This window comes from Streptomyces coeruleorubidus (genome assembly GCF_028885415.1).
Taxonomy (GTDB): Bacteria; Actinomycetota; Actinomycetes; order Streptomycetales; family Streptomycetaceae; genus Streptomyces; species Streptomyces coeruleorubidus_A.
Map to the genome: position 1 here is coordinate 2,713,120 of NZ_CP118527.1, position 24,287 is coordinate 2,737,406.

Consider the following 24,287-nt stretch of genomic DNA (forward strand, 5'->3'; position numbering starts at 1 on the left):
CGACAGGCCACACCCCCTGTGTAAGTCTCGTCTCACCTGCACCAAAGCGCCGTCACCCACCCCACCCCCGGAGCGAACCGGCCGTATTGTCTAAGCGTCAATCCCGCCTAAGGAGCCTTCATGACCGCGCCCGTCATCCACTCGCTGCGCGAGCAGATCCGCGAGCACATCCTGGAGGGGATCATCAGCGGACGCTGGCAGCCGGGCGAGCGGATCGTCGAGCGCCGGATCGCGACCGAACTGGAAGTCAGCCAGACCCCGGTCCGCGAGGCCCTGCGCGAACTGGAGTCCCTGCGTCTGATCGAGTCGGCTCCGAACAAGGGCGTCCGCGTACGGAACCTGACCGCCGCCGACCTGGAGGAGAGCTACCCGGTCCGGGCCGGCCTGGAGGCCATCGCGGCGGAACTGGCGGCCCAGAGCCTGTCGGAGGACTGCTCGGCCCTGGAACCCCACGTCACCGCCCTGTACGAGGCCGACCGCATGTCCGACGGCACGGCCCAGGTCCGCCACACCGTCGCCTTCCACCGCGAACTGGTCCGCGCCGCGGGCAACTCCGTCCTGCTGCACACCTGGGAAGGCCTCGGCATCGAGGTGTTCACGGCCCTGTCGATCCGCTGGCTGGGCACCCGGCAGCAGTCGTACGCCGAGGAGCACGAGGAACTGGTCGCCGCCTTCAAGCGCCGCGACCCCCGCATCGCGGAACTCGTGAAGGCGCACGTCCTGGGTTGCGCGCCCCGGGCGTGACACTAGAGCGCACCCCCGCTCAAACGCCTCCCACCTGCGGAAATCCACAGCAATCCCGTCACCGCGTGCCACTGCGGGAGGCACCGCGTGCCTACTTTCTCGTGATCAAGAGGTTTTCTCCGTCAACCCTTTGATCGATCATCGATCAGGGAGTTACAGTCGCCGACGGGCTTGCCACCCGAGCCCCAGCCCTGTCCTGCCAAAGACCAAGGGCACCCCCGAACCCTTACCGATGAGGGAACCCCCTTCGACTGAGGAAGGCGGCGACATGACCGACCCCAACGCCATCCAGCCGAGCGAGCTCGACCAGCTCCCGGACCGGGACCCGGAGGAGACCGCCGAATGGCAGGCCTCCCTGGACGCCGTCGCCAAGGCGGCCGGGCCGCACCGTGCCGCGTACCTGATGCGCCGCACGCTGGAGCGCGCCGAGGGCGCCGGCATCGCGCTGCCGAAGCTCCTGGAGACCGACTACGTCAACTCCATCCCCACCGCCGCCGAACCGGCCGTGCCCGGTGACGAGGCGATGGAGGAGCGGATCACCGCGTGGAACCGCTGGAACGCGGCCGCGATGGTGACCCGGGGCAGCAAGCACGGCGTCGGCGGCCACATCGCCACCTTCGCCTCCGCGGCCTGGCTGTACGAGACCGGCTTCAACCACTTCTTCAAGGGCAAAGAGGCCGACGGCTCCGGCGACCAGCTCTACATCCAGGGCCACGCCTCCCCCGGCATCTACGCCCGCGCGTTCCTCGACGGCCGTCTGAACGAGGAGCAGCTCGACAACTTCCGCCGCGAGTCGGGCGGCAACGGCCTGCCCTCCTACCCGCACCCGCGCCGCCTGCCCTGGCTGTGGGAGTTCCCGACCGTCTCCATGGGTCTGGGCCCGCTCTCCGCCATCTACCAGGCGCGCTTCAACCGCTATCTCACCAACCGCGGCATCAAGGACACCTCCGCCTCGCACGTGTGGGCGTTCCTCGGCGACGGCGAGATGGACGAGCCCGAGTCGACGGCGGCACTCGCGCTCGCGGCCCGTGAGGAGCTGGACAACCTCACGTTCGTCATCAACTGCAACCTGCAGCGCCTCGACGGCCCGGTCCGCGCCAACTTCAAGATCGTGCAGGAGCTGGAGGCCCAGTTCCGCGGCGCCGGCTGGAACGTCATCAAGACGCTGTGGGGCACGGCCTGGGACGAGCTGTTCCAGCTCGACACCACGGGCGCGCTCGTACGCCGTCTGCGCCAGGTACCGGACGCGCAGATCCAGACGTACCAGACGCGCGACGCCGCCTACATCCGCCAGGACTTCTTCGGCGCCGACCCGGCGCTGGCGGAGATGGCGAAGCTGCTGAGCGACGACAAGATCCTCGAGTGCTTCCACCTCTCGCGCGGTGGTCACGAGGAGCGCAAGGTGTACGCCGCGTACAAGGCGGCCGTCGAGCACAAGGGCGCGCCGACCGTGATCCTGGCCCAGACGGTCAAGGGCCACACCCTCGGCGAGGGCTTCGCGTCGAAGAACGCCAACCACCAGATGAAGAAGCTGACGGTGGACGAGTTCAAGAACATGCGCGACCTGCTCGACCTGCCGATCAAGGACAGCGACTTCGTCGACGGCGTGGTGCCCTACGGCCACCCGGGCGCCGACTCCCCCGAGGTCCGCTACCTCCAGGAGCGCCGCGCGGCCCTCGGCGGTCCGGCCCCGGCCCGCCGCGTCCACCCGGTCGCGCCGCTGCCGGCCCCCGCGGAGAAGGCGTTCGCCTCCTTCGACAAGGGCTCGGGTTCACAGAACGTGGCCACCACCATGGCGTTCGTCCGTCTGGTGAAGGACCTGGTCCGCGACAAGGAGACCGGCAAGCGCTGGGTGCCGATCGTCCCGGACGAGGCGCGCACCTTCGGTATGGAGAGCCTCTTCCCGTCGCTCGGCATCTACTCGCCGAAGGGCCAGACGTACGAGCCGGTCGACCGCGACCAGCTGATGTACTACAAGGAGGCCCAGAACGGGCAGATCCTCAACGAGGGGATCACCGAGGCCGGTTCGATGGCCGACTTCATCGCCGCTTCGACGTCGTACGCGACGCACGGCGAGACGATGATCCCGTTCTACATCTTCTACTCGATGTTCGGCTGGCAGCGCACGGCCGATCAGATGTGGCAGCTCGGCGACCAGCTCGGCCGCGGCTTCCTCATCGGTGCGACGGCCGGCCGTACGACGCTGACCGGTGAGGGCCTCCAGCACGCCGACGGCCACTCCCCCGTCATCGCCGCGACGAACCCGGCGGCGCTGACGTACGACCCGGCGTTCGCGTACGAGGTCGCGGCCATCGTCAAGGAGGGCCTGCGCCGGATGTACGGCGAGGCGGCCCCGGGTGAGGACCAGAACGTCTTCTACTACCTGACCGTCTACAACGAGCCGCTGCCGCAGCCCGCGAAGCCGTCCGTCGACGGCGTCGACGAGGGCATCGTCAAGGGCCTGTACCGCTTCAACACGGCGGAGTCGGCGGGCATCACACCGCCGGCCAACGCCCCGCGGATCCAGCTGCTCGGCTCCGGTACGGCGATCCACTGGGCGCTGAAGGCGCAGCAGTTGCTGGCCGAGGAGTGGGGCGTGGCGGCCGACGTGTGGTCGGCGACGTCCTGGAGCGAGCTGCGCCGGGACGCGCTGGAGGCGGACGAGGCGCTGCTGCGCGGTGAGGAGCGGGTGCCGTTCGTCCGGCAGGCGCTCCAGGGCGCCGAGGGCCCGGTGCTGGCGGTCTCCGACTACATGCGCCAGGTCCCGGACCAGATCGCGCAGTGGGTCGAGCAGGACTGGTCCTCGCTGGGCGCCGACGGCTTCGGCCTCTCGGACACCCGTGAGGCGGCCCGCCGCCACTTCGGTGTGGACGCCGAGTCGATCGTCGTCGCGGCCCTGGCCCAGCTCGCGGGGCGCGGCGAGGTCAAGGCGACGGCCGTGAAGGAAGCGCGCGCGAAGTACGGTCTGTGAGCAACGACCGGTGATCGGCAGGCCTCCGCCGCGGCGGGGGCCTGCTGCATGATGTGCTGCATGCGCGCTGCCCGGCTCATCAAGATGGTGCTGCTGCTCCAGTCCCGGCCCTCCATGACGGCCGCCGAGCTCGCCCGTGAGCTGGAGGTGTCGGAGCGGACGGTCACACGGGACGCCCAGGCGCTGTCGGAGGCCGGTGTGCCGGTGTACGCGGACCGCGGCCGGGCCGGCGGGTACCGGCTGGTCGGCGGGTACCGTACGCGGCTGACCGGGCTGCACCGCAGCGAGGCCGAGGCGCTGTTCCTGTCCGGGGTGCCGGGGGCGCTGCGCGAGATGGGGTTGGAGGACGCCGCCTCGGCGGCCCGGCTGAAGGTGTCGGCCGCTCTGCTGCCGTCCCTTCGGGACGCGTCGAGGACGGCGACGCAGCGGTTCCATCTGGACGCGCCGAACTGGTTCGAGGAGCCTCGGACGCCCGTGCTGCTGCCGGCGGTCGCCGACGCGGTGTGGGACGACCGGCGGATCACCGCGCGCTACCGGCGCGGGGAGGACGAGGTCGTCCGGGAGCTGGAGCCGTACGGGCTCGTGCTGAAGGCGGGCGTCTGGTACCTGTGCGCACGGGTGGCCGGGGGCGGGTCCTTCCGGGTGTACCGGATCGACCGGTTCACGGCGGTGGACACGGGTGAGGAGCGCTTCGAGCGGGAGCCGGAGTTCGACCTGCCGGCCTTCTGGGAGGAGCGGGCTGAGCAGTTCGCGCGGTCCATCCTGCGGGCGCGGGTCGTGGTGCGGCTGTCCCCCGACGGTGTGCGCAGGCTGCCGTACGCGCTCGACTCGCTGTCCACCCGCGAGGCCCTGGCGGACGCGGACGCCCCGGGCGACGACGGCTGGGTGACGGTGGCCCTTCCGGTGGAGACCGAGGAGGTCGCCCACGCCCAGCTGACGGCGCTGGGCCCGGAGGTGGAGGTACTGGCGCCCGAGAGCCTGCGCGAGCGGTTCGCGGGGGACGCGCTGCGGCTGGCCGGGCTGTACCACCCCCGGGACGGCGTATAACGATCCCGCGCACTCCGGGTGCGCCCCCGTGTCACAGGCCCGATGCTGGACCCGTGATGGACGAGACGGAGTTCTGGGAGCTGGTGGACGACGCCCGGGAGGCCGCCGAGGGCGACCCGGAGGAGCAGGCCGACCTGCTCGTGGAGCGGCTCACGCAGAAGGACCCGGACTCGGTCCTGGACTTCGCCCGGCACTTCGAGTCCCGCTACAACCGCGCCTACCGCTGGGACCTGTGGGGCGCCGCCTGGGTGCTGCTCGACGGGGCGAGCGACGACGCCTTCGACTTCTTCCGGTGCTGGCTGATCGGCCAGGGCCGCCATGTCTTCGAGGGGGCCGTGCACGACCCGGACTCGCTCGCCGAGCTGCTGGACGACTTCGACGAGGAGATCGACGGCGACGGCGAGGAGCTCGGTTACGCCGCGGACGAGGCCTACGAGCAGCTCACCGGTACGGTCGCCCCCGACCTGGGGATTCCGCCCGCGCCCCCGGAACCGGAGGGCACTCCGCTCGACTTCGAGAACGAGGACCTGCTCGCCGAGCGCTATCCCCGGCTGTGGGAGCGCTTCAGGGGCTGATCAGACGGCCCGGCGGCGGCTCGGGTCGGACGGCAGGTACGCGTGCGTCCGGTCGGCCTCGACCGCGTGGTGCAGCGGGGCCGCGTTGGCCTGGTCGAGGGCGGACGCGGTGGCCGCGGCCGGGCCCAGGACGACGGTCGCGACCGCGCAGAGCATCGCCCATGGGCCACGCGTGACCCCGGCTCGGATCCCCGGGTTCCTCCTGCGACCGTTGTTCATGGTCCCCACCTCCAGTCGGCTGCGTGTGGTGGTGACCGTAGGGCGCCGGGATCTGAGGACGCTGCGCGCCGGCTGTGACCTTCCTGTGGACCGGCCGGCCGGCCCTGCAGCCGGGCCGCCAGTCGCCTGATCTCCGGCAGCCGGGCGTGCAGGGCGGCGCCCGGGCAGCTGGTCATGTAGCCGTCGTTGTGACCGGCGAGGGCGGGCAGTTCGGCGGTGGTGCCGGCCGCGTACCGGCTCAGGCCGTTGCTGGATACCAGGCGGACGCTCGCCCGCGGGTCGGTGCCGGTCAGGCCCAGCTTCCAGGCGGACAGCCCGGCGATGGCGTGGATCATCGCCCGGGGTACGGACATGCCCGCGGTGAAGGTGCCGAGGGCGGCGATGCCGGTGGTGCGGTGGTTGAAGCCCTGGGTGTGGGCGCCGGTGACGGCCCGCTCGACGCCGCCGGCGCGGCCCTCGTAGACGGTGCCGCAGCGGTCGACGACGAAGTTGTAGCCGATGTCGTCCCAGTCGCGGGTGCCGGTCTGGCCGATGTAGAGGTCCCGGAGGATGCGGGGCGCGTCGGCGCAGTCGTAGCCGTTGGGCGAGTCGGTGTGGTGGACGAAGACGGCGACGACCCGGTCGTCGTAGCGCGGGCGCGGCTGCTTGCGGGCGGCGTCGCCCAGCCACTGCGCTCTCGGCACGATGTGCGGGCGCGGGGCGGCGTAGGGCGTGGCGGCGGGGCGCTGCGTGGCCGTGCGGGCGCCGGTCTCGGCGGCGTGCTCGACGCCGCGGGCGCACAGCACCAGCGCCACGACGGCGGCGACGCCCGGCAGGCAGCCGAGCAGCACCCGGGCCGTGCGCGGCAGACCGGCTATGCCGGGTGTCCCGGCGGCGCGGTGCCTGCGCGTGCCCCGCCGTCTTCGGAAGAGCCGTCTTCGGAAGACACGCATGATCCCACTGTCAGCCTGATCCGGTCCGTCCGCGATGTGTGATGTGCCACCCGGTGGAACCATCGTCACGGTCCGCGGCGTTTTTCCGAGTGCACGCGCGCGTGGCCGGTTCTGATCATCCACGCGCGTGTGGCTGATCACCGGGCCCTTCCCCCACGTACTAGGGGGAGTTCGAAAATCCCGTGCGGTGCCCGCGGCGCACGGGACCTTCGAACAGCCCCTGGGGGTTCCGAGAGAGAGAAGGCGTGCGTGGACCTGCTCGACATCCTGCTGTTGCTGGTCGTCCTGGCCTATGCGGCTTCCGGCTACCGGCGCGGGCTGGTGGCCGGCTGTGTGTCGCTGGCGGGCTTCGTGGGCGGTGCGGTCGTCGGCGTGTGGATCCTGCCGTGGGTGATGGACCTGGTGCCGCCGGGTACGACGCGCGCGACGGTGGCGGCGGTGTTCACGGTGCTGCTCCCGGCGGTGGTGGGGCACGAGCTGGCGGGGCGCCTCGCGCTCAGGCTGCGCCGGGAGCTGGACCGGGGGCCGCTGAGGGTGGCGGACGGGATCGGCGGGGCGGTGGCCAACTCGGTCGCGGTCCTGATCGTGGCGTGGGTGGCCGCGAGTGTCCTGGGCGCCTCCTCGTCGCCGCTGGTCACCTCGGCGATCCGGGACTCGCGGCTGCTCGGCGCGGTGCAGCGGACGATGCCGGACACCACACCGGCCTGGTTCTCTGGGGCCACGTCCGCGCTGACCGAGGCGGGCTTCCCGCAGGTCTTCAACCCGTTCGAGAACGAGTCGACCGCCGAGGTCGCCGAGCCCTCGGGGGACAGTGTCACGGCGGCCGCCACCAACGCCGCCAAGCTGAGCACGGTCAAGGTCGAGGGCGTCGCGGGCACCCAGGGCCGCGAGGGCAGCGGCTTCGTGTACGCGCGGGAGCACGTGATGACCAACGCCCACGTCGTGGCGGGCATCGACGAGCCGACCGTGCAGATCGGCGGGGTGGGGCGGACGTACGAGGCGCGGGTGGTGCTCTTCGACCCGCAGAAGGACGTGGCCGTGCTGTACGTGCCCGGCCTCAAGGCGCCCGTGCTCCGCTTCGACGACGAGGCCCGGCGCGGCGACTCGGCGGTCGTCGCGGGCTACCCGCAGGACGGCGACCTGAACCTCCAGGCGGCGACGGTCGCGAACCGGGTCCGGGCGACGGGCCAGAACATCTACAACGACGACACGGTCACCCGTGAGATCTACTCGATCCGCTCCACCGTCCGCCCCGGCAACTCCGGCGGCCCCCTCCTCACCACGGACGGCCGGGTCTACGGCGTGGTCTTCGCCCGCTCCACCTCGGACGCCGAGACGGGCTACGTGCTGACGGCGGCCGAGGTCTCCTCCGACGCCCGGAGTGCGGCGAGCGCGACGGCGCCGGTGGACACGGGCGAGCTGGTCGAGTCGTAGCTCCGGCTCACAGGGAACGGCCCATCAGCACATCGTCGACGTACGTCCCGTCGAGCAGGAACTCCTCGGGCAGGACCCCCTCCACCACGAACCCCTCGGCCTCGTAGAGCTTGCGGGCGGGGGTGTTGTGGGCGAGGACGCGCAGGGTGAGGCGGCGGGCACCACGCCTGCGGGACTCGTCGACGGCGGCCCGGACCAGCGCCCGCCCGACACCCCGGCCGCGCGCCTCCTCCGAGACGGCGAGGCCCTGGATCTGACGGACGTGCCGGTTGGAGTCGGCCGGCGTCGGGAAGCCGAGACATATGTAGCCCGCCAAGCGGTCACCGAGTTCGGCGACCAGGCAGTCCTCGGGGGCGTGCCGCTCGCTGAAGAACGGCGGGTGCGGCGGCTGCGGCTCGGGCATCACGGCGTGCAGGTGCGACCACGCGAGGCGGTCCAGCAGGGCCAGTCCTTCGCCGTCACCGGGGACGGCGGTGCGGATACGGAGTTCGCGGGGCTCGGACATGGCGTCACCCTAAGGTGAAGGCCTGTTGGCGTACGCCGGATTTAGGGCGCCGCCGGGCAGGATGGGCCCATGGAACGCTCACGAATCGCAGTGGCCGGTGCGTCCGGTCTCATCGGGGGCGCCCTGGTGCGGTCCCTGACCGCGGACGGGCACGAGGTGGTGCGTCTCGTGCGCCGTACGCCCCGGGCGGCGGAGGAGGTCCGGTGGGATCCCGAGGGCGGGCGCGCGGACGCGGCCGGGCTCGCCGGGTGCGACGCGGTGGTGAATCTGGCCGGGGCGGGGGTCGGCAACCGCCGCTGGACGGACGCCTACAAGCAGCGGATCCGCGACAGCAGGGTCAACGGCACGGCGGCGCTCGCCCGGGCCGTCGCCTCGCTGGACGAGAAGGACCGGCCGCGGGTCTTCGTGAACGGCAGCGCCATCGGCTACTACGGCGAGACCGGGGACCGGACCGTCGACGAGAGCGCACCCGCGGGCCAGGGCTTCCTGCCGGAGCTGTGCGTGGAGTGGGAGGCCGCCGCCGCACCCGCCCAGGAGGCCGGCGTACGCACGGTGTTCGCCCGGACCGGGCTGGTCGTGTCCCGCAAGGGCGGTGCGTGGGGGCGGCTGTTCCCGCTGTTCCAGGCGGGGCTCGGCGGGCGGATGGGCGACGGGCGGCAGTACTGGTCGTTCGTCGCGCTGCACGACGAGGTCGCCGCGATCCGGCATCTCATCGACACCGACGGCCTGTCCGGGCCGTTCAACCTCACCGCGCCGAACCCCCTGACGAACCGTGAGATCACGGCGGCGATGGGGCGCGTGCTGCACCGTCCGACGCTGTTCGCCGTGCCCGCGCCCGTCCTGCGGACCGTGCTCGGCGAGATGGCCGGCGATGTGCTCGGCAGCGCCCGGATCCTTCCGACGCGGCTGCTGGAGTCGGGGTTCCGGTTCGCCTTCCCGGAGATCGAGGGGGCGATCCGGGCGGCGTTGTGACGGGCCCGGAGACAAGGGGCGCCGACGCGCCCACCGACCATTCCGAGACAGCCCTTCGCGCCGCACACCAGTCCCTTGTGACCACTTCACGCCCACAAGGCATCCGTATGCGACCGTCGTGCGACCGTGCCCTGTCGATGCGCGACTCCCGCTGACCGATCACGGTCCTACCCTCGACCAGAACTCGCGTATCCCTGGGGCCTGTTGAGGGCATGACGTCTCCAGCGCCCGCGCAACCTCGAGGAGGGGCACGTGCTTGAGCCCGCTTACCAGGCGGACGTGGTCGTCGTGGGGGCCGGGGTCGCCGGACTCTCGGCCGCGCACCGGCTGACCAGTGCCGGAGTGACGACCATGGTCCTGGAGGCCGCCCACGGGGTCGGCGGCCGCATGGCGACGGAGAAGGTCGACGGCTTCCGGCTCGACAGAATCGGCCAGTTGCTGTCCACGGCGTACCCGGAACTACGGCTGACACCCGGCCTCGGCGGGCTCGCGCTGCGCCCCTTCGCGCCCGGGGTCCTGCTGCACGGCGACGGACGCCACCATCGCGCGGGCGTCCAGACGGGCGCAGGGGGCGCACGGGGCGCACTGCACGCGGTGCGCGCCCTGGCGAGCGCCCCCCGGTCGCCGTCCGCGCCCAGGCCGCCCAGGAGGCCGGCGGCGGTGCCCGGCCGGCAGGTCTCCGTGCCCCGGAGCCGGTCCGGTGCCCCGCTCGGCACGGCCGTCGACCAGGCCCGTCTGGGGGCCGCCCTGACCCGGCTGGCGGGCACACCGGCAAAACGGCTGCTGGCCCGCCCGGAACTGCCCGCCGGTGAGGCGCTGGCGGCCCGCGGGCTGCCCGCCCGGACGATCGACGGCTTCCTGCGTCCGCTGCTCGCCGCCCTGCTGTGCGACCCGGACCTGACGACGTCCAGCCGGTGCGCGGACCTCGCGCTGCGCGCCTTCGCGAGCGGCCGGCTGTGCCTGCCGGAGGGCGGCGCGGAGGCCCTGCCGGAGCTGCTCGCGGGCACGCTGCCGCCGGGCACCGTGCACACCGGCGTGCGCGTCACCTCCGTCTCCACGACCTCGGTGACCACCGCCGAGCACGGTGAGATCCGCTGCCGGGCGGTGCTGGTGGCGACGGACGCGAGGGCGGCGGCCGAGCTGCTGCCCGGCTTGCGGGTGCCGGAGTTTCATCCGGTGACGGTGGTGCATCACACCACCGACGAGCCGCCGGAGACGGGGGCGTCGCTCCTGCTGGACGCGGACCTGGGCGGGCCGGTCGCGCATACGGCTGTGGTCAGCCGGGTCGACCCGTCCCGTGCTCCGGCGGGGCGGGCGCTGGTGTCCTCGACGGTGCTGGGGCGGCCGCCGGGGGATGTCGACACGGCTGTGCGGATGCATCTGGCGCGGTTGTACGGGGTGTCGACGGCTCGGTGGGAGACGTTGGCCGTGCATCACACGGCGCAGGCCGTGCCGGCGATGCGGCCGCCGCATGATCTGCGGCGGCCGGTGCGGTTGCTTGCGGGGCTGTACGTGTGCGGGGATCACCGGGACACCAGTACTGTCCAGGGCGCTCTGCACTCTGGGCATCGTGCATCCGCGGCGATCTTGGCGGACTTGGGGGCGGGGCGGTCGATGCATGTTGCCGATCCGCTGCCGACTGTGCCGAGGGCCGCGTAGGTGGTTCGCCGGGTGCGGGTGCGTTGTGGTTGTCCGCGCCCACGCGGCGGAGCCGCACATCGACACAGCCCCGCGCCCCTGGGTTCCTTCACCCAAGGGCCGCTACTTTGTCGCGGTAGGTCCGCACGGGAGCCGCGTCCTTGTACGGCTCCAGCCTGCGCTCGAAGTCCCTCACGTACTCCACCGCCCGCACCGAGCGCATCTCCGCCGCCTGGCCCGCCGCCTCCGCGGCCAGTTGGCAGGCCTGGTCGAGTTCGCCGAGGCCGAGGCGGGCGGTGGCGAGGACGACGCGGCAGAACAGGCGACTGCGGGCGTAGGACGGGGCTCGGAGCTGGAGTGAGCGTTCCGCGTGCTGGGCGGCGGCGCGGAACTGCTGAAGGTCCCGGTGGCAGTGCCCGAACTCGTCGGCGAGCTGCGCCTCGTCGAAGAACTTCGCCCAGTGCGGGACGTCGTCCCCGGGCCGGGCCGTCTCCAGGGCGCGCTCGGCGCGGACCAGTGCGGCCGTGCAGGCCCGCACCTCGCCGAGCACGCCGTGCCCGCGTGCCTCGGAGGCGTGCAGCAGCGCCTGTACGACGGGGGGCGCCGAGGTGCCGACGCCCTGCTGCGCCACGCGCGCGAGCTGCACGGCCTCCCGCCCGTGCCCGAGGTAGACGGCCTGCCGGCTCATGGTGACCAGCACGTACGCCCCGTACGCCCGGTCCCCGGCCGCCTGGGCGAGCCGGAGCGCCTGCACGAAGTAGCGCTGGGCGAGGCCGTGCGCGGCGATGTCGTACGACGTCCAGCCCGCGAGCCGGGTCAGGTCGGCGGCGGCGGCGAACAGCCGGCGGCCGGTCTGCTCGCCGTAGGTGCCGCGCAGCATGGGCTCGCACTCGTGCTCCAGATACCGCACGAGGGCCTGGCGGGCGTGACCGCCGCCGTAGGCGTCGTCGAGGGTGCGGAACAGCTCGCCGACCGAGCGCAGGGCGGCGATGTCGCCGGCGGTCACCTTCTGGCCGGGTCCGCGTTCGACCTGCCCGCGCTGGCGGGGCAGGGACGGCACGCCCGGCTCGGCCGGGGGCCGCAGGGCGGCGCGGCCCTGGGCCGGGATGCGGGCCGCGGGCGGCTCACCGCGGGCCACCTTCTCGTCGGCCCGCCCGATCAGCCAGTCCCGGCTCGGTACGACGAGCCCGGCCGGCGTGAAGGCGATCTTGCGCAGTTCGGCGTGGCTGCCGGAGTCCTTGCGCCACAGCCCGCTGACGATGTCGATGGCCTCCTCGGGGGTGGCGGCGAACTCCAGCCCCGCGTAGACGGGCGCGCAGGCGTCCAGGCCGAGGTCCTGGGCGGTGAGTCGCCGGCCCAGGCGCCGGGTGAAGACCTCTGCGATCAGCGCGGGCGTGGTACCCCTGGGCTGCTGGCCGCGCAGCCACCGGGTGACGGATGTCTTGTCGTATCTCAGATCGAGCCCGTGTTCGAGACCGAGCTGGTCCACGCGACGGGCGAGACCCGCGTTGGAGAACCCCGCTTCTGCGATGAGCGCGGCGAGCTGTCGGTTGGGGGTGCGCTGCGCGGGTCGTTCCGTCATGGTGCGGTGCGGTCTCCTGCCTTCCGGTGTGGGTGATCTGCCGGATTGCCTGTGAGCAGGCCTTATGGCTTGCCGGACGGCGCGAATGTAGCGGAGAGTAAACACCCCATCACACATTTTCCCGGACATTCATCCGATCGTGTGAGGATTGGCCCCAGGACTGACGCGTCCGGGCCGGACGTACAGTGGCTTGGGCGCGATACGTGCCTGACACACCCGTCCGAGGGAGGCGCTTGCCGTGAGTGAGTTGCGGTTCGTCCGCATGGGGTTCGGTGACGAGGCCGTCGAGTACCAGGAGGCGTGGGACGAGCAGCGCCGGGTGCACGCGGCGCGCTTCGCGGACGAGGTCCCCGACACCGTGCTGCTTCTGGAGCACCCCCCTGTCTACACGGCGGGGCGGCGCACGGCGGACAACGAGCGGCCCCTCGACGGCACGCCGGTCATCGACGTGGACCGCGGCGGCAAGATCACCTGGCACGGCCCCGGCCAGCTGGTGGGCTACCCGATCCAGAAGCTCCCGCGCCCGGTGGACGTCGTGGCCCACGTACGCCGCCTCGAAGAGGCCCTGATCCGCACCTGCGCGGAGTTCGGCCTGGAGACCACCCGGGTCGAGGGCCGCAGCGGGGTGTGGGTGCTGGGCGACCCGGTCGAGCAGCGCCCCGCGCTCGGCGGTCTGGCCCTGGACTTCGACCCCCGTCTGCACGACGAGGAGTTCGACCCGCGCCTGAACGGCCCGGAGTACGCGCCGTCCAACGCGGGGCAGCGCCGGGAGGACCGCAAGATCGGCGCGATCGGCATCCGCGTGGCCAAGGGCGTCACCATGCACGGCTTCGCGCTCAACGTGAACCCGGACAACAAGTGGTTCGACCGGATCATCCCGTGCGGCATCCGTGACGCGGGTGTCGCCTCCCTGGCGAACGAACTGGGCCGCGACGTGACGATCGAGGAGGTCCTGCCGGTCGCCGAGCGCCACTTGCGGGACGTCCTGGAGAACGCCGAGCTGAAGCCGCGGGAGATCGAGCAGACTCCGGCGGCATAAAACCGCGCGTGGAGGGGCTAGCACCCACACAGGCATTCAAATCAACGGGCGTACTCTTGAGGGCGCCGAAGAATCAATCGCTAGGGAGCCGGTCGTGTCCGCAGTCGCACCCGACGGACGCAAGATGCTGCGCCTGGAGGTCCGCAACAGCCAGACCCCCATCGAGCGCAAGCCCGAGTGGATCAAGACCCGGGCGAAAATGGGCCCCGAGTACACCAAGATGCAGAACCTCGTGAAGAGCGAGGGCCTGCACACGGTCTGCCAGGAAGCCGGCTGCCCCAACATCTACGAGTGCTGGGAGGACCGCGAGGCGACCTTCCTCATCGGCGGCGACCAGTGCACCCGGCGCTGCGACTTCTGCCAGATCGACACCGGCAAGCCCGAGGCGCTCGACCGCGACGAGCCCCGCCGCGTGGGTGAGTCCGTGGTCACCATGGACCTGAACTACGCCACGATCACCGGCGTCGCCCGCGACGACCTGGAGGACGGCGGCGCCTGGCTGTACGCGGAGACGGTCCGCCAGATCCACCAGCAGACGGCGGACCGCGAGGCCGGCCGGACGAAGGTCGAGCTGCTCGCGCCCGACTTCAACGCCGTCCCGGAGCAGCTGGAGGAGGTCTTCTCCTCCCGCCCCGAGGTCTTCGCGCACAACGTCGAGACGGTCCCGCGGATCTTCAAGCGGATCCGCCCCGGCTTCCGCTACGAGCGTTCCCTGAAGGTCCTCACCGAGGCCCGCGACTACGGCCTCGTCACCAAGTCGAACCTCATCCTCGGCATGGGCGAGACCCGCGAGGAGGTCAGCGACGCGCTGAAGCAGCTGCACCATGCGGGCTGCGAGCTGGTCACCATCACGCAGTACCTGCGGCCCTCCGTGCGCCACCACCCGGTGGAGCGCTGGGTCAAGCCCCACGAGTTCGTGGAGCTCAAGGAGGAGGCCGAGCAGATCGGTTTCTCCGGTGTGATGTCGGGCCCGCTGGTGCGGTCCTCGTACCGCGCCGGGCGGCTCTACCAGATGGCCATGGAGCAGCGGGACGCGCGCATCGCGGCCCAGGCCGTCTGACGAACCGTCACCGCCCTTCCCGCCAACGGGCGAGACAAGCGTGTGAATTCGCGCACAAGACGCTACCCGCCGGTAGCGACCGATATGACGCGGTCCTGACCGTCCTCGCAGATGAGGGCACATGTCAGGACCGCGTCGGCGTTCCACCGCTCCCCGCCAGGGCTTCATGGGTGTTTGACCGGTCGGTCATGCCCTGGTAACACCAATCAGTGACGCTGGACTCACAGCACGTACACCCGCTCCCGAGGGGGGACCTCACCCATGCAGGCCGCGCCCGTTCGCGCCACCGCGATTCCGTCCTTCACCACCGCCCTGCGTGCCGTCGAGTCGCTGCTGCTCAGCAGCGGTCAGCGCACCGCCCGCCGCAATGCCTGGACCTCCGTGCTGGAGGACCGCCGTCGCGCCAAGGACCGGGTCGAGGCGCAGCGCGTCCTCGACCAGTCCGTCTCCCAGTCACTCTCCGTCCGCCCCTGAGGCCCGCCTCCCCTCCCCCGCGAGCTCCCGCGGACACTGCCGTCGTAGGCGCTTGTGGGGCCACGTAGACTTCGTGGCATGGCGAGGAAGGAAACCGCAGCGGACGCTGCGAACCCCGGGCGACTGAAGCAGATCGCCCTGACCTACAAGATGACCCGCAGGGCCGACAAGAAGATCGGTCTTGTACTCGCGGCAGTCGGAATCGTCACCTTCGGTGTCTTCCTCGCGATCGGTTTCTTGATCGGTCACCCCATCTATGCCGGCATCCTGGGCCTCCTGCTCGCCTTCCTCGCGACGGCGATCGTGTTCGGGCGCCGGGCCGAGCGGGCCGCCTTCGGGCAGATGGAGGGCCAGCCCGGTGCCGCGGCGGCGGTGCTCGACAACATCGGCCGGGGGTGGACGACGGCCCCCGCGGTGGCGATGAACCGCAACCAGGACGTGGTGCACCGCGCGGTCGGCAAGGCCGGCATCGTGCTGGTCGCCGAGGGCAACCCGAACCGGGTGAAGTCCCTGCTCGCCGCCGAGAAGAAGAAGATGAACCGCATCGTCGCGGACGTCCCGGTGCACGACCTGGTCGTGGGCACGGGCGAGGGCCAGGTCGAGCTGAAGAAGCTGCGCACGACGATGCTGAAGCTGCCGCGCGTGCTGACCGGCCCGCAGGTCACCGCCACCAACGACCGGCTGCGTGCCCTGGGCGACCTGATGAGCAACATGCCGCTGCCCAAGGGGCCGATGCCGAAGGGCATGCGGATGCCGAAGGGCGGTGGGCCGAAGGCCCGCTGACAACCCGCACACCACGTGAAGAAAGGGGCGCCCGGATCACTTCGGGCGCCCCTTCGTTCACGTTCGTTCGTTCATGGTTCGTTCCTGTCAGATGCGGACCTCGACCGTGCCCGCCAGCCGGTCGTGCAGACCCCGGCCGTCGCGGTCCCAGATCAGGGCGGGGATCGCGAGGAAGAGCAGGACCGTACGCACTGCCGCGCGCCACGGGCTGACACGGCCGGTGTCCAGGGCGAGCACCCGCAGGCCGAGGAGCCGCTTGCCCGGCGTGAAGCCGACCGTACCGACCGTGAGCACCATCAGGGCGAACATGATGAGCGGCGCCCAGATCTGGGCCGCCTCGTTGTAGCTCTGGGTGATGAGACCGTATGCGATCAGGAGGCTCAGGCCCCAGTCCACGGCGAGGGCGCCGAGCCGCCGCCCCGGGCGGGCGATCGAGCCGGGTCCCTCCTCGGGCAGACCGAGCTGCTCGCCCCGGTATCCGAAGTCGACACCGGCCTCTTCCGCGGCCGCGCGGGGCCCGGAAAGCCACGATCCGAGTGCTTGCCTGTTGTCCACCCGTCCACGGTACTGCGCCCGTAAATGACCAGGGCACGGCGGGGTGCGTCGGGGCTACGGTGGAAGGTGAGCCGGTTAACTTGTGCGAAACAAATGAGTCACGCCCGAGAAACCACCCGTCCCTAGGGTCTAGGTCAGCGTGTGCCACCCGCACTGGCCGCACGAACGAACTACCACCCCGGCGGGACGGTCGGGAGTAGGAGGAGCTGGATGTTCCAGAACGCCGACGAGGCCAAGAAGTTCATCGCGGACGAGGACGTCAAGTTCATCGACGTCCGCTTCTGCGACCTCCCGGGCGTGATGCAGCACTTCACGGTGCCTGCTGAGGCGTTCGACGCGGACGAGGAGCTGGCCTTCGACGGCTCGTCCATCCGCGGCTTCCAGGCCATTCACGAGTCCGACATGGCGCTGCGCGCGGACCTGTCGACCGCCCGTGTCGACCCGTTCCGCCGTGACAAGACGCTGAACATCAACTTCTTCATCCACGACCCGATCACGGGCGAGCAGTACTCCCGTGACCCGCGCAACGTGGCGAAGAAGGCCGAGGCCTACCTCGCCTCCACCGGTATCGCCGACACGGCGTACTTCGGTCCCGAGGCCGAGTTCTACGTCTTCGACTCCGTCCGCTTCGCGACCAGCGCGAACGAGTCCTTCTACCACATCGACTCCGAGGCCGGCGCCTGGAACACCGGTGCCCTCGAGGACAACCGTGGTTACAAGGTCCGCTACAAGGGCGGCTACTTCCCGGTCCCGCCTGTCGACCACTTCGCCGACCTGCGCGCCCAGATCTCCCTGGAGCTGAACCGGGCCGGTCTGCAGGTCGAGCGCCAGCACCACGAGGTGGGCACCGCCGGCCAGGCCGAGATCAACTACAAGTTCAACACGCTGCTCGCCGCCGCCGACGACCTCCAGCTCTTCAAGTACATCGTGAAGAACGTCGCGTGGCAGAACGGCAAGACGGCGACCTTCATGCCGAAGCCGATCTTCGGTGACAACGGCTCGGGCATGCACGTCCACCAGTCGCTGTGGCAGGGCGGCTCCCCGCTGTTCTACGACGAGGCCGGTTACGCGGGCCTGTCGGACACCGCCCGCTACTACATCGGCGGCATCCTCAAGCACGCTCCGTCGCTGCTGGCCTTCACCAACCCGACGGTGAACTCGTACCACCGCCTGGTCCCCGGCTTCGAGGCCCCGGTGAACCTGGTCTACTCGCAGCGCAACCGCTCCGCGGCCATGCGTATCCCGATCACGGGCTCGAACCCGAAGGCCAAGCGCGTCGAGTTCCGCGCGCCCGACTCCTCCGGCAACCCGTACCTGGCGTTCTCGGCGCTGCTGCTCGCGGGCCTGGACGGCATCAAGAACAAGATCGAGCCGGCCGAGCCGATCGACAAGGACCTCTACGAGCTCGCTCCCGAGGAGCACGCGGGCGTCCCGCAGGTCCCGACCTCGCTCCCGGCTGTCCTCGACTCCCTCGAGGCCGACCACGAGTTCCTCCTCCAGGGCGACGTGTTCACGCCGGACCTGATCGAGACGTGGATCGACTACAAGCGCACGAACGAGATCGCGCCGCTGCAGCTGCGTCCGCACCCGCACGAGTTCGAGCTCTACTTCGACGTGTGATCGACACCTGATCGAGACACTGCGACCGCGCCCTCGCTGTCCGTACGGACAGCGAGGGCGCGGTCGTGTGTTCTATTCTGCTGGCAGGACCACACGGGGGTGGAGAGGGAATGCCCGAGCAGGGACAGGACGGCCAGGAGCGCGAGTTCGACCTCAGATGGGCGGACAGCGCCGAGCACAAGGAGCCCTCGGCGCGGGCTCGTATGCTCGCCGCGCGCTGGAAGCACAATCCGCCGGGGCCCGTGCCCTTCCGGCCCGAGCCCGACCACAGGCGGTCCGGTCGTCGGTCCCGCTCGTCGTGGGTGTCGACGGCCGTGGTGCTCGGCTCCGTGGCCGCGGTGATCCTGCTGCTCGGGTACCTCAACTTCCGGCCGTACTGAGCCCTGCCGAACCCGCGGGGAGCAGGGACGCCGCGTGGGTGAGGAGCTCGTCGTAGATCTCGGGGCGGTCCTTGTCGACGACGGGGTAGCCGACGCCGAAGTCGCCCCCGATCCAGCGGGCCTCGATGCCGGGGTTGGCGCTGTTGGTGCCGTCGTACAGGAAGACGTGCGGACTGCAGGTGACGCGGTCGTCGCGGGCCGCGTCGTACTGGGCCATCACCGCCGCCCGGGCCGAGCCGGTGTCCAGGGCGGCGGCGACGGCGTCCACGTCGACCGCGCCGGTCTGCTCGGCGATCTCCAGGACGACGTGCCGCAGTGACACGCACCTGCCTTCGGCCCAGAAGGCGCGGCGCAGGGCACGGTCGAGCCGTTCGCTCGCCGCCCAGCTCTGCGCCTTGGCCGCCTGCACGGCCTCGTGCGCGGGGAGCATGGTGACCGGGTACGTCCAGTCGGGGCCCTGCCACAGGCGCCAGCCGGCGTCCGGTTCCACCGCGCCCAGCACGGAGATCTCGGAGTCGACACCGGGCCGGGCGTTGACCTCGCGGTTGAACAGTTCCAGCGGGAAGGCCCGGAAGTCGAACCAGATCCGTCCCTCCAGCCCCAGCCTGCGCCGTGTCTCGTGCAGCCGGTGCACGGCGACGTGGGCGAACGAGCAGTTCAGGTCGGTGAAGACGGCGATGGTGTCGGGGGTCGCGGGCAGCCGCGGGTCGTCGCTCACGAGATCTCCTCGCCTTGCTCCTCGGTCGGGTGTGGTGCTGTGCTCGGTGGCTCGCCCGCCTGCGCGGACGCGCCGGTGACCCGGGTCAGGTGGGGCCGGGCCGTGTGCGTTGGTCGAACTGGGCGACCGTGACGTCACCGGAGACGACGCCGCCCCGCCAGCGGTAGACCTGTCCGAAGGATCCTTCGGCCTCGTCGGCCGGCAGGTACCGGCTGAAGGCGACCGTGATGCGGTCGCCGCGCCGCACCGGGACCGGCTCGGCGATCGGGAGATAGGCGTGCTTCCAGCTGTCGGAGGTGGTACGGGCCGCGGGGTCGTCGGCACCGACGTCGTCGCCGGAGATGTCCAGGGCGACCGTGTCCGACAGGTCGGCCACGAAGTACCCCTGGAAGCCGGTGAACAGGCCGTCACGCTGGACCGTGCAGGCGAGCCGGACGGTGTAGGCGGTCGCATGTCCCGCACCGGAGACGTCGCCCTGGAAGTCGTAGCGGCGCAGCAGCCGGGGGGCGGCGAGCCGGGCGGAGGCCGGGATGATCGTGTCGTAGTAGAGGTCGTACGGGTCGCGGGCGCGGCGGCGGCGCAGCAGTTCGGTGAAGTCGCCGCGGCTGCCGGCGTCCTGGGGTGCGCCGTTGCGCAGCTGGGCGTGGGCCCGTTCGGCGGCGACGGGAACGAGGTAGCTCTCGACTGCGCGCGGCAGCATGGTGCCGCCGGGGCGCAGGAAGCGGCGCCGGGCGTCGTCGAGGATGGCGACGCAGTTCTCGTTGTCGACGAGGTTGCCCATGATCTCGGAGATGACGAGGTCGACCCGTTCGGGCAGGTCCAGGCCGAAGGAGAGACCGGGCAGCGGGTGGAAGCGGTCGGCGAAGCCGGCGGCGGCGAGCCGCTCCGCGGCGGTGTCGAGGATCTTCTCGTTGAGGTCGATGCCGTAGACGCGGGCCGCGCCGGCCTCCAGGGCCCACTGGGCCAGGATGCCGGTGCCGGTGCCCAGGTCGAGCACGGTCGCGCCGGGGCGTACGGCCTCGGTGATGGCGGCGTGGTACGCCGCCATGCGCAGCCGGTCGCCGAGCATGAGGTCGTGGAAGCCGTCGTCCCAGTCGAGGAGGCGCTCGGAGGCGGGCAGCCAGACCTGCTCGGGCTCGTAGGTCTGTCCGAGGACACCGGCGTGGTGCACGGTGAGGGACTTCTCGGCGGGGCCGGTCACCGGGCAGCCGGTGGTCAGGTCGAAGCTGCTGCGGTGCAGCGGGCAGGTGATGCGCAGGGTGCGCGGATTGACGTAGCCGTGGACCATGCGGCCCAGGCGGTGCGGGCAGGCGCCGTCGATCACGAACTCGCGGCCGGCGACCCGTACCCGAACCCGGTCGCCGGGCAGTTCTTCGAGCACCGTGTCGTTCACGCCGCCTCCCGGGCACGGGCCACTGCCGTTTCGAAGGCCGCGCCGATCAGCTCGGACAGCAGCCGGGCGCCGATCCACACCTTGGTGGGGTCGATGCCGCCGGCCGTCTCGCACTCCTTGATGGCCAGCTGCATTTCCTGCATGTGGAAGGTGTCGATGTGCAGGTGCTCGGTGTAGTAGTGGCCGTTCGCGATGCCGAGGCGTTCGCAGGCGCGGGCCTGGACGGTGAAGGCGTCGGGAATACTGGCCTCCAGGTAGGCGAGGGCGCCGAGGAAGTACGCGATGTCGTCGGCGCGTTGGGTGAGCCAGTAGAAGACGTTGAGGAACTGGAAGGTCTCGTCGCCGGTGGTGTCCAGGAAGCTGTCCGGGTCCTGGGGCAGGCCGAGCTCGGCGAGCAGGTTCAGATAGAGCTGGGAGTGAGCCTGGCGCTGGTTGCCGCAGCCGAACTCGTCGATGAGGACGCGCATCACGGCCATCTGCGCGCGCAGCGGAAGGCGGGGTACCGCGGGGAAGAAGTTCTGCGCCTCGGTGAGTCCGTCCAGCGCGAACTCGCGGACGACGCGGGCGAATTCCTCACGGGTGGCCTTCTCCGCCAGGTAGCTGCCGGCCGGGCTGCCGGCGCGCTCCTGCGCCAGCAGTTCCTCCAGCCTGGCGACCCACTCGGTGCGCGAGCCGACCGGCTCGGTGGTCTCGGTGAGGCGGGCCATCAGTGGCTCGATCCACCGCGCCTCGAACTCCTCGATCTGCGCCACGACCGCGGCGGTGGGCCTGGCGCGGTTGAGCAGGAACAGCCGCTGGTGCGGACTGCCGGTGGGGTGGGCGGTGACGTTCACCGCGGGACCTCCTTGTCGGTCTGCGGCGCCGGGAGCCGTTCCCCGGGCGGGGGCTCGAAGACCGCTCGGGCGGTCTGCAGTACGCCGCGTCGGTGCAGTTCGGTTTTGAGGGCGAGGTACCAGTCGTCGCGGTCGAGGCCGTAGCGGGTGCAGGCCTCGCCCAGCCGGGCGGTGTGTGTGTCGGACGGGTCGCTCAGCAGGGCCGCGCACAGGGCGGGTTCGACATTGCCCAGAGCGACGACACAGCCGGCCAGGGGCCCGCACTCCAGGAGCAGGTGCTCCAGCCCTTGGAGTACGGGCAGACCGGGGTCCGCGGCGATCAGTTCCCGGGTGGCCCGTGCGTCGCCCGCCGAGTCCTTGACCGCGGCGATGCCGGGCAGTGCGCAGATCCGCAGCAGCGTGGCCGCCTGGCAGGTGTTCCCCGAGACCGCGGGCTCGTGGTACACGATCACGGGCAGCGTGGTGGCCGAGGTGAGGTCCGCGTAGTGCCGGACCATCTCCTCCTGGCTCACCCCTGACCCGTACGGCGTGGTGGCCACGACGGCGGCGGCACCGAGTTCCTCGGCCGCGCGGGCGCGGACGGCGACCTCCGCGGTGGTGGGCCGCAGGATGCCGGCGAACACCGGCAGCCCGTCGGCGTGCCGGACGGTCGCGGACACCACCGCGCGCCACTGCCGGTCCGTCAGCACCGCGCCCTCACCGGTGCTGAGCGCCGGCAGCAGGGCGTCCGCGTACGGCCGTACCGACGCCACCAGCCTGGCCGTGTCGGCCTCCGAGACCTCTCCGGTGTCGGTGACCGGTGTCACCAGGGCGACCGTCAGGCCTCCGATCACTGTGCCGTCTCCTTTCCTGCGTCAACGGATGTTTTCCTCAAGCGCCCGCACCGGCGGCCCCCGGGTGGTGCGGCAACCGGGGGCCGCCGGTCCTCACAGGGCGTCGGCCGAGATGCGCAGCACCAGCGACTGGCGGTAGAGCGCTTCCAGCGGCTCGGGGAAGGCGGGCTCCGACCCCGTGACGGGCGCCGGTGCCCGTACCGGCAGCCCCGGGTGGTCCAGCAGCCGGGGGCTCGCGGTGTGCAGCAGTCCCTTGCGGTTGCCGACCATGCCGAGCAGCAGCCGCTCGTGCACCGGTAGCCCGGCCGGTGTGCCGCCGTCGTCCAGAGCGTGCCGCACGTCGGCCTCGTCGTAGCCGAGGCGGCGGATGTCCATGACGGTGTGCAGGTTGTCCATGAACGGGTAGTAGGCGTCCTGGAGTTCGCGGCCGTAGCCCCAGATGACGTCGTCGCAGCGGCCCACCTGTTCCAGGCTCATCACCAGCCGCCCGGCCAGGCGCGCGGCGAAGAACGCCTTGCAGGCGACCCGCAGTTCCTCGTCCGCGCTGTTCATGCCGAGGAACAGCGCGGCGTCGGCGTAGTCGGCGTTCCGGCCGTCCGCGTCCGTGCCGCCGCCGAGCGGGTCAGCGGGCATGACGGTCGAGCTCCTCGCGCATCCGTATCATCGCGTCGGCGAAGGTGCGCGGTTCGCGGGCGAGCGCGAAGCGCACGTAGGACTCGCCCTTGTCGGGCTGGCTCCAGTAGAAGTACCGGCCGGGCAGCACGTAGACCTCGGCGGTGCCCAGGATCCGCTGCAGTTCGGTGGCGCTCAGCTCGGGGTGGTCGATGCGCGCCCAGGCGACGCTGACGGCGGCCACCGGCTCCTGAAGATCCAGGATGGTGCCGTCCAGCGCCTTGCGGATGGCGTCGCGGTTGGTGGAGAGCACGTCGCGCACCGAGCCGAGCTGGTCGCGGCGGGAGTCCTCGACGTACTGCGTGAGCATGTTGAGGACGAACGGCGAGACGTTGAGCAGGACGCTGGTGTGCAGGTTGTAGACGTCCTGGTGGATGTCGTCGCTGGCCGTGATCATGGCGCACTTGGCGTCCTGCACCGGCCAGGTCTTCCCGGTGTCCTCGATGGCCAGGTACGACACGCCGGAGCTCTCCAGCAGCTCGTAGATGTCGAACCGCTCCAGTTCCGAGCCGAAGAGGGTGAAGGAGGCGAAGCAGAAGTCGAAGATCAGCAGCTTGTTGTGGTCCTTGCAGAACCGGACGACCTCTTCGAAGCCCTTGCGTCCGTACTGCAGCAGCGTGAACCCGGTCGGGTTGTTCGGGTCGACCAGGAACAGGGCGTCGGTGCGCACCCGGCGCTTGAGTTCGGCGTAGATCCGGTCCGGGTCGTGCAGCGCGGACTCGTCGATCGGATAGAGCGGGACGCCCATGTTGTCCAGGACGTCGTAGAGGTTGTCGAAGCAGGGCTCGATGAGCGTGACGGACATCCGCTGCTGTTTGAGGTACATGCCGGCGACCATCGTGGAGATCGACGCGGCGTAGGAGAGCATCGTCTTCTCGCGGGCCAGGGCGGTGTGCTGGCCGTGGAGGCGGAAGAACGCCTCGGTGAAGGTCCGTTCGTAGGTGGCCTGCAGTCCGTTCTCCGCCTCGTACCACAGCTCGGGCAGCCGGGAGACGATCTTCTGCTGGGCCGTGGACTGGCGCTGGTGGGTGTGGGCGTCGGCCAGGTTGAATCGGGTACGCAGTGCCTGGATCTCGTGCTGAGTCAGATCACTGAGCTGCCGGCTGCTGGTTTCGGCCAGGCTGCTGTGCAGGTTCACGCTTCCTCCGGTTCATGTGCGGGATGAGGCTGGAGGGGCAGACGTGCTGGGCCGCGTCGGGTGCCCTGTGCCGGGACCGAGCTGCGGAAAGGAGGCACTGTGCCGTCGTGCCCGCCGGGAGACGGCGGCCGAGTGGCGTAGGAACTGACTGCCGCGCAGGGCCCGGGCGG

Annotated in this window: 24 protein-coding genes; 13 read left to right on the plus strand and 11 right to left on the minus strand. The window is 71.2% G+C overall.

What is annotated here, in order from left to right; translation table 11 throughout:
- Positions 1-120: 120 nt before the first annotated feature.
- From PV963_RS12640 to PV963_RS12655, 4 genes are all read left to right on the plus strand, one after another.
- The gene (locus PV963_RS12640; RefSeq protein ID WP_274815739.1) at positions 121-744 is read left to right on the plus strand and encodes a GntR family transcriptional regulator; all 624 of its coding nucleotides are present in this window, start codon (positions 121-123) and stop codon (positions 742-744) included.
- Between the two features lie 268 nt (positions 745-1,012).
- Positions 1,013-3,715, plus strand: a complete 2,703-nt coding sequence (gene aceE / locus PV963_RS12645) for a pyruvate dehydrogenase (acetyl-transferring), homodimeric type (RefSeq protein WP_274815740.1) — start codon at positions 1,013-1,015, stop codon at positions 3,713-3,715.
- A 60-nt stretch (positions 3,716-3,775) separates the two neighbouring features.
- On the plus strand, positions 3,776-4,762 hold the full coding sequence (locus PV963_RS12650; protein WP_274815741.1) for a helix-turn-helix transcriptional regulator: 987 nt from the start codon (positions 3,776-3,778) through the stop codon (positions 4,760-4,762).
- Between the two features lie 56 nt (positions 4,763-4,818).
- The gene (locus PV963_RS12655) at positions 4,819-5,337 is read left to right on the plus strand and encodes a DUF4240 domain-containing protein (RefSeq protein ID WP_274822007.1); all 519 of its coding nucleotides are present in this window, start codon (positions 4,819-4,821) and stop codon (positions 5,335-5,337) included.
- On the opposite strand, the gene PV963_RS12660 is transcribed toward PV963_RS12655, so the two are convergent.
- Both PV963_RS12660 and PV963_RS12665 read right to left on the minus strand, forming a co-directional pair.
- Complete coding sequence (locus PV963_RS12660) at positions 5,338-5,556, minus strand: hypothetical protein (RefSeq protein WP_274815742.1); 219 nt, start codon at positions 5,554-5,556, stop codon at positions 5,338-5,340.
- Positions 5,553-6,488 carry a peptidoglycan recognition protein family protein gene (locus tag PV963_RS12665; RefSeq protein WP_274815744.1) on the minus strand — a complete coding sequence of 312 codons (936 nt, stop codon included), beginning with the start codon at positions 6,486-6,488 and terminating at the stop codon, positions 5,553-5,555. The genes PV963_RS12660 and PV963_RS12665 overlap by 4 nt, the downstream gene beginning before the upstream one ends.
- Positions 6,489-6,737: 249 nt before the next feature.
- Between PV963_RS12665 and PV963_RS12670 the strand changes: the two genes are divergently transcribed.
- Entirely contained in the window at positions 6,738-7,922 is a 1,185-nt protein-coding gene (locus tag PV963_RS12670) for a MarP family serine protease (protein WP_274815745.1), read from the plus strand.
- Positions 7,923-7,929: 7 nt separating this feature from the next.
- Here PV963_RS12670 and PV963_RS12675 read toward each other — a convergent pair whose 3' ends face one another.
- A complete protein-coding gene (locus PV963_RS12675) occupies positions 7,930-8,427 on the minus strand; it encodes a GNAT family N-acetyltransferase (RefSeq protein ID WP_274815746.1) in 498 nt (165 codons plus the stop codon).
- A gap of 69 nt (positions 8,428-8,496) precedes the next feature.
- Here PV963_RS12675 and PV963_RS12680 point away from each other — a divergent pair, with 69 nt between their 5' ends.
- Together PV963_RS12680 and PV963_RS12685 are read left to right on the plus strand one after the other, a co-directional pair.
- Positions 8,497-9,399, plus strand: coding sequence for a TIGR01777 family oxidoreductase (locus tag PV963_RS12680; RefSeq protein ID WP_274815747.1), 903 nt, complete (start codon positions 8,497-8,499; stop codon positions 9,397-9,399).
- Between the two features lie 252 nt (positions 9,400-9,651).
- Positions 9,652-11,058: an NAD(P)/FAD-dependent oxidoreductase gene (locus tag PV963_RS12685; protein WP_274815748.1), complete on the plus strand. Its 1,407-nt coding sequence runs from the start codon at positions 9,652-9,654 to the stop codon at positions 11,056-11,058.
- 88 nt (positions 11,059-11,146) lie between these two features.
- On the opposite strand, the gene PV963_RS12690 is transcribed toward PV963_RS12685, so the two are convergent.
- Positions 11,147-12,619, minus strand: a complete 1,473-nt coding sequence (locus PV963_RS12690) for a regulator (RefSeq protein WP_274815750.1) — start codon at positions 12,617-12,619, stop codon at positions 11,147-11,149.
- A gap of 238 nt (positions 12,620-12,857) precedes the next feature.
- Between PV963_RS12690 and lipB the strand changes: the two genes are divergently transcribed.
- The 4 genes from lipB to PV963_RS12710 all read left to right on the plus strand — a co-directional run bounded on the left by lipB (position 12,858) and on the right by PV963_RS12710 (position 15,975).
- A complete protein-coding gene (lipB, locus tag PV963_RS12695; RefSeq protein WP_274815752.1) occupies positions 12,858-13,658 on the plus strand; it encodes a lipoyl(octanoyl) transferase LipB in 801 nt (266 codons plus the stop codon).
- Positions 13,659-13,752: 94 nt separating this feature from the next.
- Positions 13,753-14,718, plus strand: a complete 966-nt coding sequence (lipA, locus tag PV963_RS12700) for a lipoyl synthase (RefSeq protein WP_274815753.1) — start codon at positions 13,753-13,755, stop codon at positions 14,716-14,718.
- Between the two features lie 261 nt (positions 14,719-14,979).
- Positions 14,980-15,192 (plus strand): hypothetical protein, encoded by a 213-nt coding sequence (locus PV963_RS12705; protein ID WP_274815754.1) that lies wholly within the window; start codon positions 14,980-14,982, stop codon positions 15,190-15,192.
- Between the two features lie 78 nt (positions 15,193-15,270).
- Positions 15,271-15,975 (plus strand): DUF4191 domain-containing protein, encoded by a 705-nt coding sequence (locus tag PV963_RS12710; RefSeq protein ID WP_274815756.1) that lies wholly within the window; start codon positions 15,271-15,273, stop codon positions 15,973-15,975.
- Positions 15,976-16,062: 87 nt separating this feature from the next.
- Here the strand turns inward: PV963_RS12710 and PV963_RS12715 are convergent, their stop codons facing one another.
- On the minus strand, positions 16,063-16,530 hold the full coding sequence (locus tag PV963_RS12715; protein WP_274815757.1) for an RDD family protein: 468 nt from the start codon (positions 16,528-16,530) through the stop codon (positions 16,063-16,065).
- Between the two features lie 210 nt (positions 16,531-16,740).
- Here PV963_RS12715 and glnA point away from each other — a divergent pair, with 210 nt between their 5' ends.
- Entirely contained in the window at positions 16,741-18,150 is a 1,410-nt protein-coding gene (glnA, locus tag PV963_RS12720) for a type I glutamate--ammonia ligase (RefSeq protein WP_274815758.1), read from the plus strand.
- A gap of 110 nt (positions 18,151-18,260) precedes the next feature.
- Positions 18,261-18,530, plus strand: a complete 270-nt coding sequence (locus PV963_RS12725) for a hypothetical protein (protein WP_274815759.1) — start codon at positions 18,261-18,263, stop codon at positions 18,528-18,530.
- Here PV963_RS12725 and PV963_RS12730 read toward each other — a convergent pair.
- The 6 genes from PV963_RS12730 to PV963_RS12755 all read right to left on the minus strand — a co-directional run bounded on the left by PV963_RS12730 (position 18,511) and on the right by PV963_RS12755 (position 24,117).
- On the minus strand, positions 18,511-19,248 hold the full coding sequence (locus PV963_RS12730) for a DsbA family oxidoreductase (protein ID WP_274815761.1): 738 nt from the start codon (positions 19,246-19,248) through the stop codon (positions 18,511-18,513). The genes PV963_RS12725 and PV963_RS12730 overlap by 20 nt on opposite strands.
- Positions 19,249-19,333: 85 nt before the next feature.
- Positions 19,334-20,641 (minus strand): methyltransferase domain-containing protein, encoded by a 1,308-nt coding sequence (locus tag PV963_RS12735; protein WP_274815762.1) that lies wholly within the window; start codon positions 20,639-20,641, stop codon positions 19,334-19,336.
- Positions 20,638-21,474 (minus strand): iron-containing redox enzyme family protein, encoded by an 837-nt coding sequence (locus PV963_RS12740; protein ID WP_274815763.1) that lies wholly within the window; start codon positions 21,472-21,474, stop codon positions 20,638-20,640. Before PV963_RS12740 ends, PV963_RS12735 begins: the two co-directional genes overlap by 4 nt.
- Complete coding sequence (locus tag PV963_RS12745; RefSeq protein ID WP_274815764.1) at positions 21,471-22,307, minus strand: dihydrodipicolinate synthase family protein; 837 nt, start codon at positions 22,305-22,307, stop codon at positions 21,471-21,473. Before PV963_RS12745 ends, PV963_RS12740 begins: the two co-directional genes overlap by 4 nt.
- Before the next feature lie 93 nt (positions 22,308-22,400).
- A complete protein-coding gene (locus PV963_RS12750) occupies positions 22,401-22,940 on the minus strand; it encodes a DUF6190 family protein (RefSeq protein ID WP_274815765.1) in 540 nt (179 codons plus the stop codon).
- Positions 22,930-24,117 carry a pyridoxal phosphate-dependent aminotransferase gene (locus PV963_RS12755; RefSeq protein ID WP_274815767.1) on the minus strand — a complete coding sequence of 396 codons (1,188 nt, stop codon included), beginning with the start codon at positions 24,115-24,117 and terminating at the stop codon, positions 22,930-22,932. Before PV963_RS12755 ends, PV963_RS12750 begins: the two co-directional genes overlap by 11 nt.
- Positions 24,118-24,287: the final 170 nt, after the last annotated feature.

What these genes read in the sequence shown, in the direction of transcription:
- PV963_RS12640 (WP_274815739.1), top strand. Translation starts at nt 121, where the DNA reads ATGACCGCGCCCGTCATCCACTCGCTGCGCGAGCAGATCCGCGAGCAC.
- aceE (WP_274815740.1), top strand. Translation starts at nt 1,013, where the DNA reads ATGACCGACCCCAACGCCATCCAGCCGAGCGAGCTCGACCAGCTCCCG.
- PV963_RS12650 (WP_274815741.1), top strand. Translation starts at nt 3,776, where the DNA reads ATGCGCGCTGCCCGGCTCATCAAGATGGTGCTGCTGCTCCAGTCCCGG.
- PV963_RS12655 (WP_274822007.1), top strand. Translation starts at nt 4,819, where the DNA reads ATGGACGAGACGGAGTTCTGGGAGCTGGTGGACGACGCCCGGGAGGCC.
- PV963_RS12660 (WP_274815742.1), bottom strand. Translation starts at nt 5,556, where the DNA reads ATGAACAACGGTCGCAGGAGGAACCCGGGGATCCGAGCCGGGGTCACG.
- PV963_RS12665 (WP_274815744.1), bottom strand. Translation starts at nt 6,488, where the DNA reads ATGCGTGTCTTCCGAAGACGGCTCTTCCGAAGACGGCGGGGCACGCGC.
- PV963_RS12675 (WP_274815746.1), bottom strand. Translation starts at nt 8,427, where the DNA reads ATGTCCGAGCCCCGCGAACTCCGTATCCGCACCGCCGTCCCCGGTGAC.
- PV963_RS12680 (WP_274815747.1), top strand. Translation starts at nt 8,497, where the DNA reads ATGGAACGCTCACGAATCGCAGTGGCCGGTGCGTCCGGTCTCATCGGG.
- PV963_RS12690 (WP_274815750.1), bottom strand. Translation starts at nt 12,619, where the DNA reads ATGACGGAACGACCCGCGCAGCGCACCCCCAACCGACAGCTCGCCGCG.
- PV963_RS12705 (WP_274815754.1), top strand. Translation starts at nt 14,980, where the DNA reads ATGCAGGCCGCGCCCGTTCGCGCCACCGCGATTCCGTCCTTCACCACC.
- PV963_RS12710 (WP_274815756.1), top strand. Translation starts at nt 15,271, where the DNA reads ATGGCGAGGAAGGAAACCGCAGCGGACGCTGCGAACCCCGGGCGACTG.
- glnA (WP_274815758.1), top strand. Translation starts at nt 16,741, where the DNA reads ATGTTCCAGAACGCCGACGAGGCCAAGAAGTTCATCGCGGACGAGGAC.
- PV963_RS12725 (WP_274815759.1), top strand. Translation starts at nt 18,261, where the DNA reads ATGCCCGAGCAGGGACAGGACGGCCAGGAGCGCGAGTTCGACCTCAGA.
- PV963_RS12750 (WP_274815765.1), bottom strand. Translation starts at nt 22,940, where the DNA reads ATGCCCGCTGACCCGCTCGGCGGCGGCACGGACGCGGACGGCCGGAAC.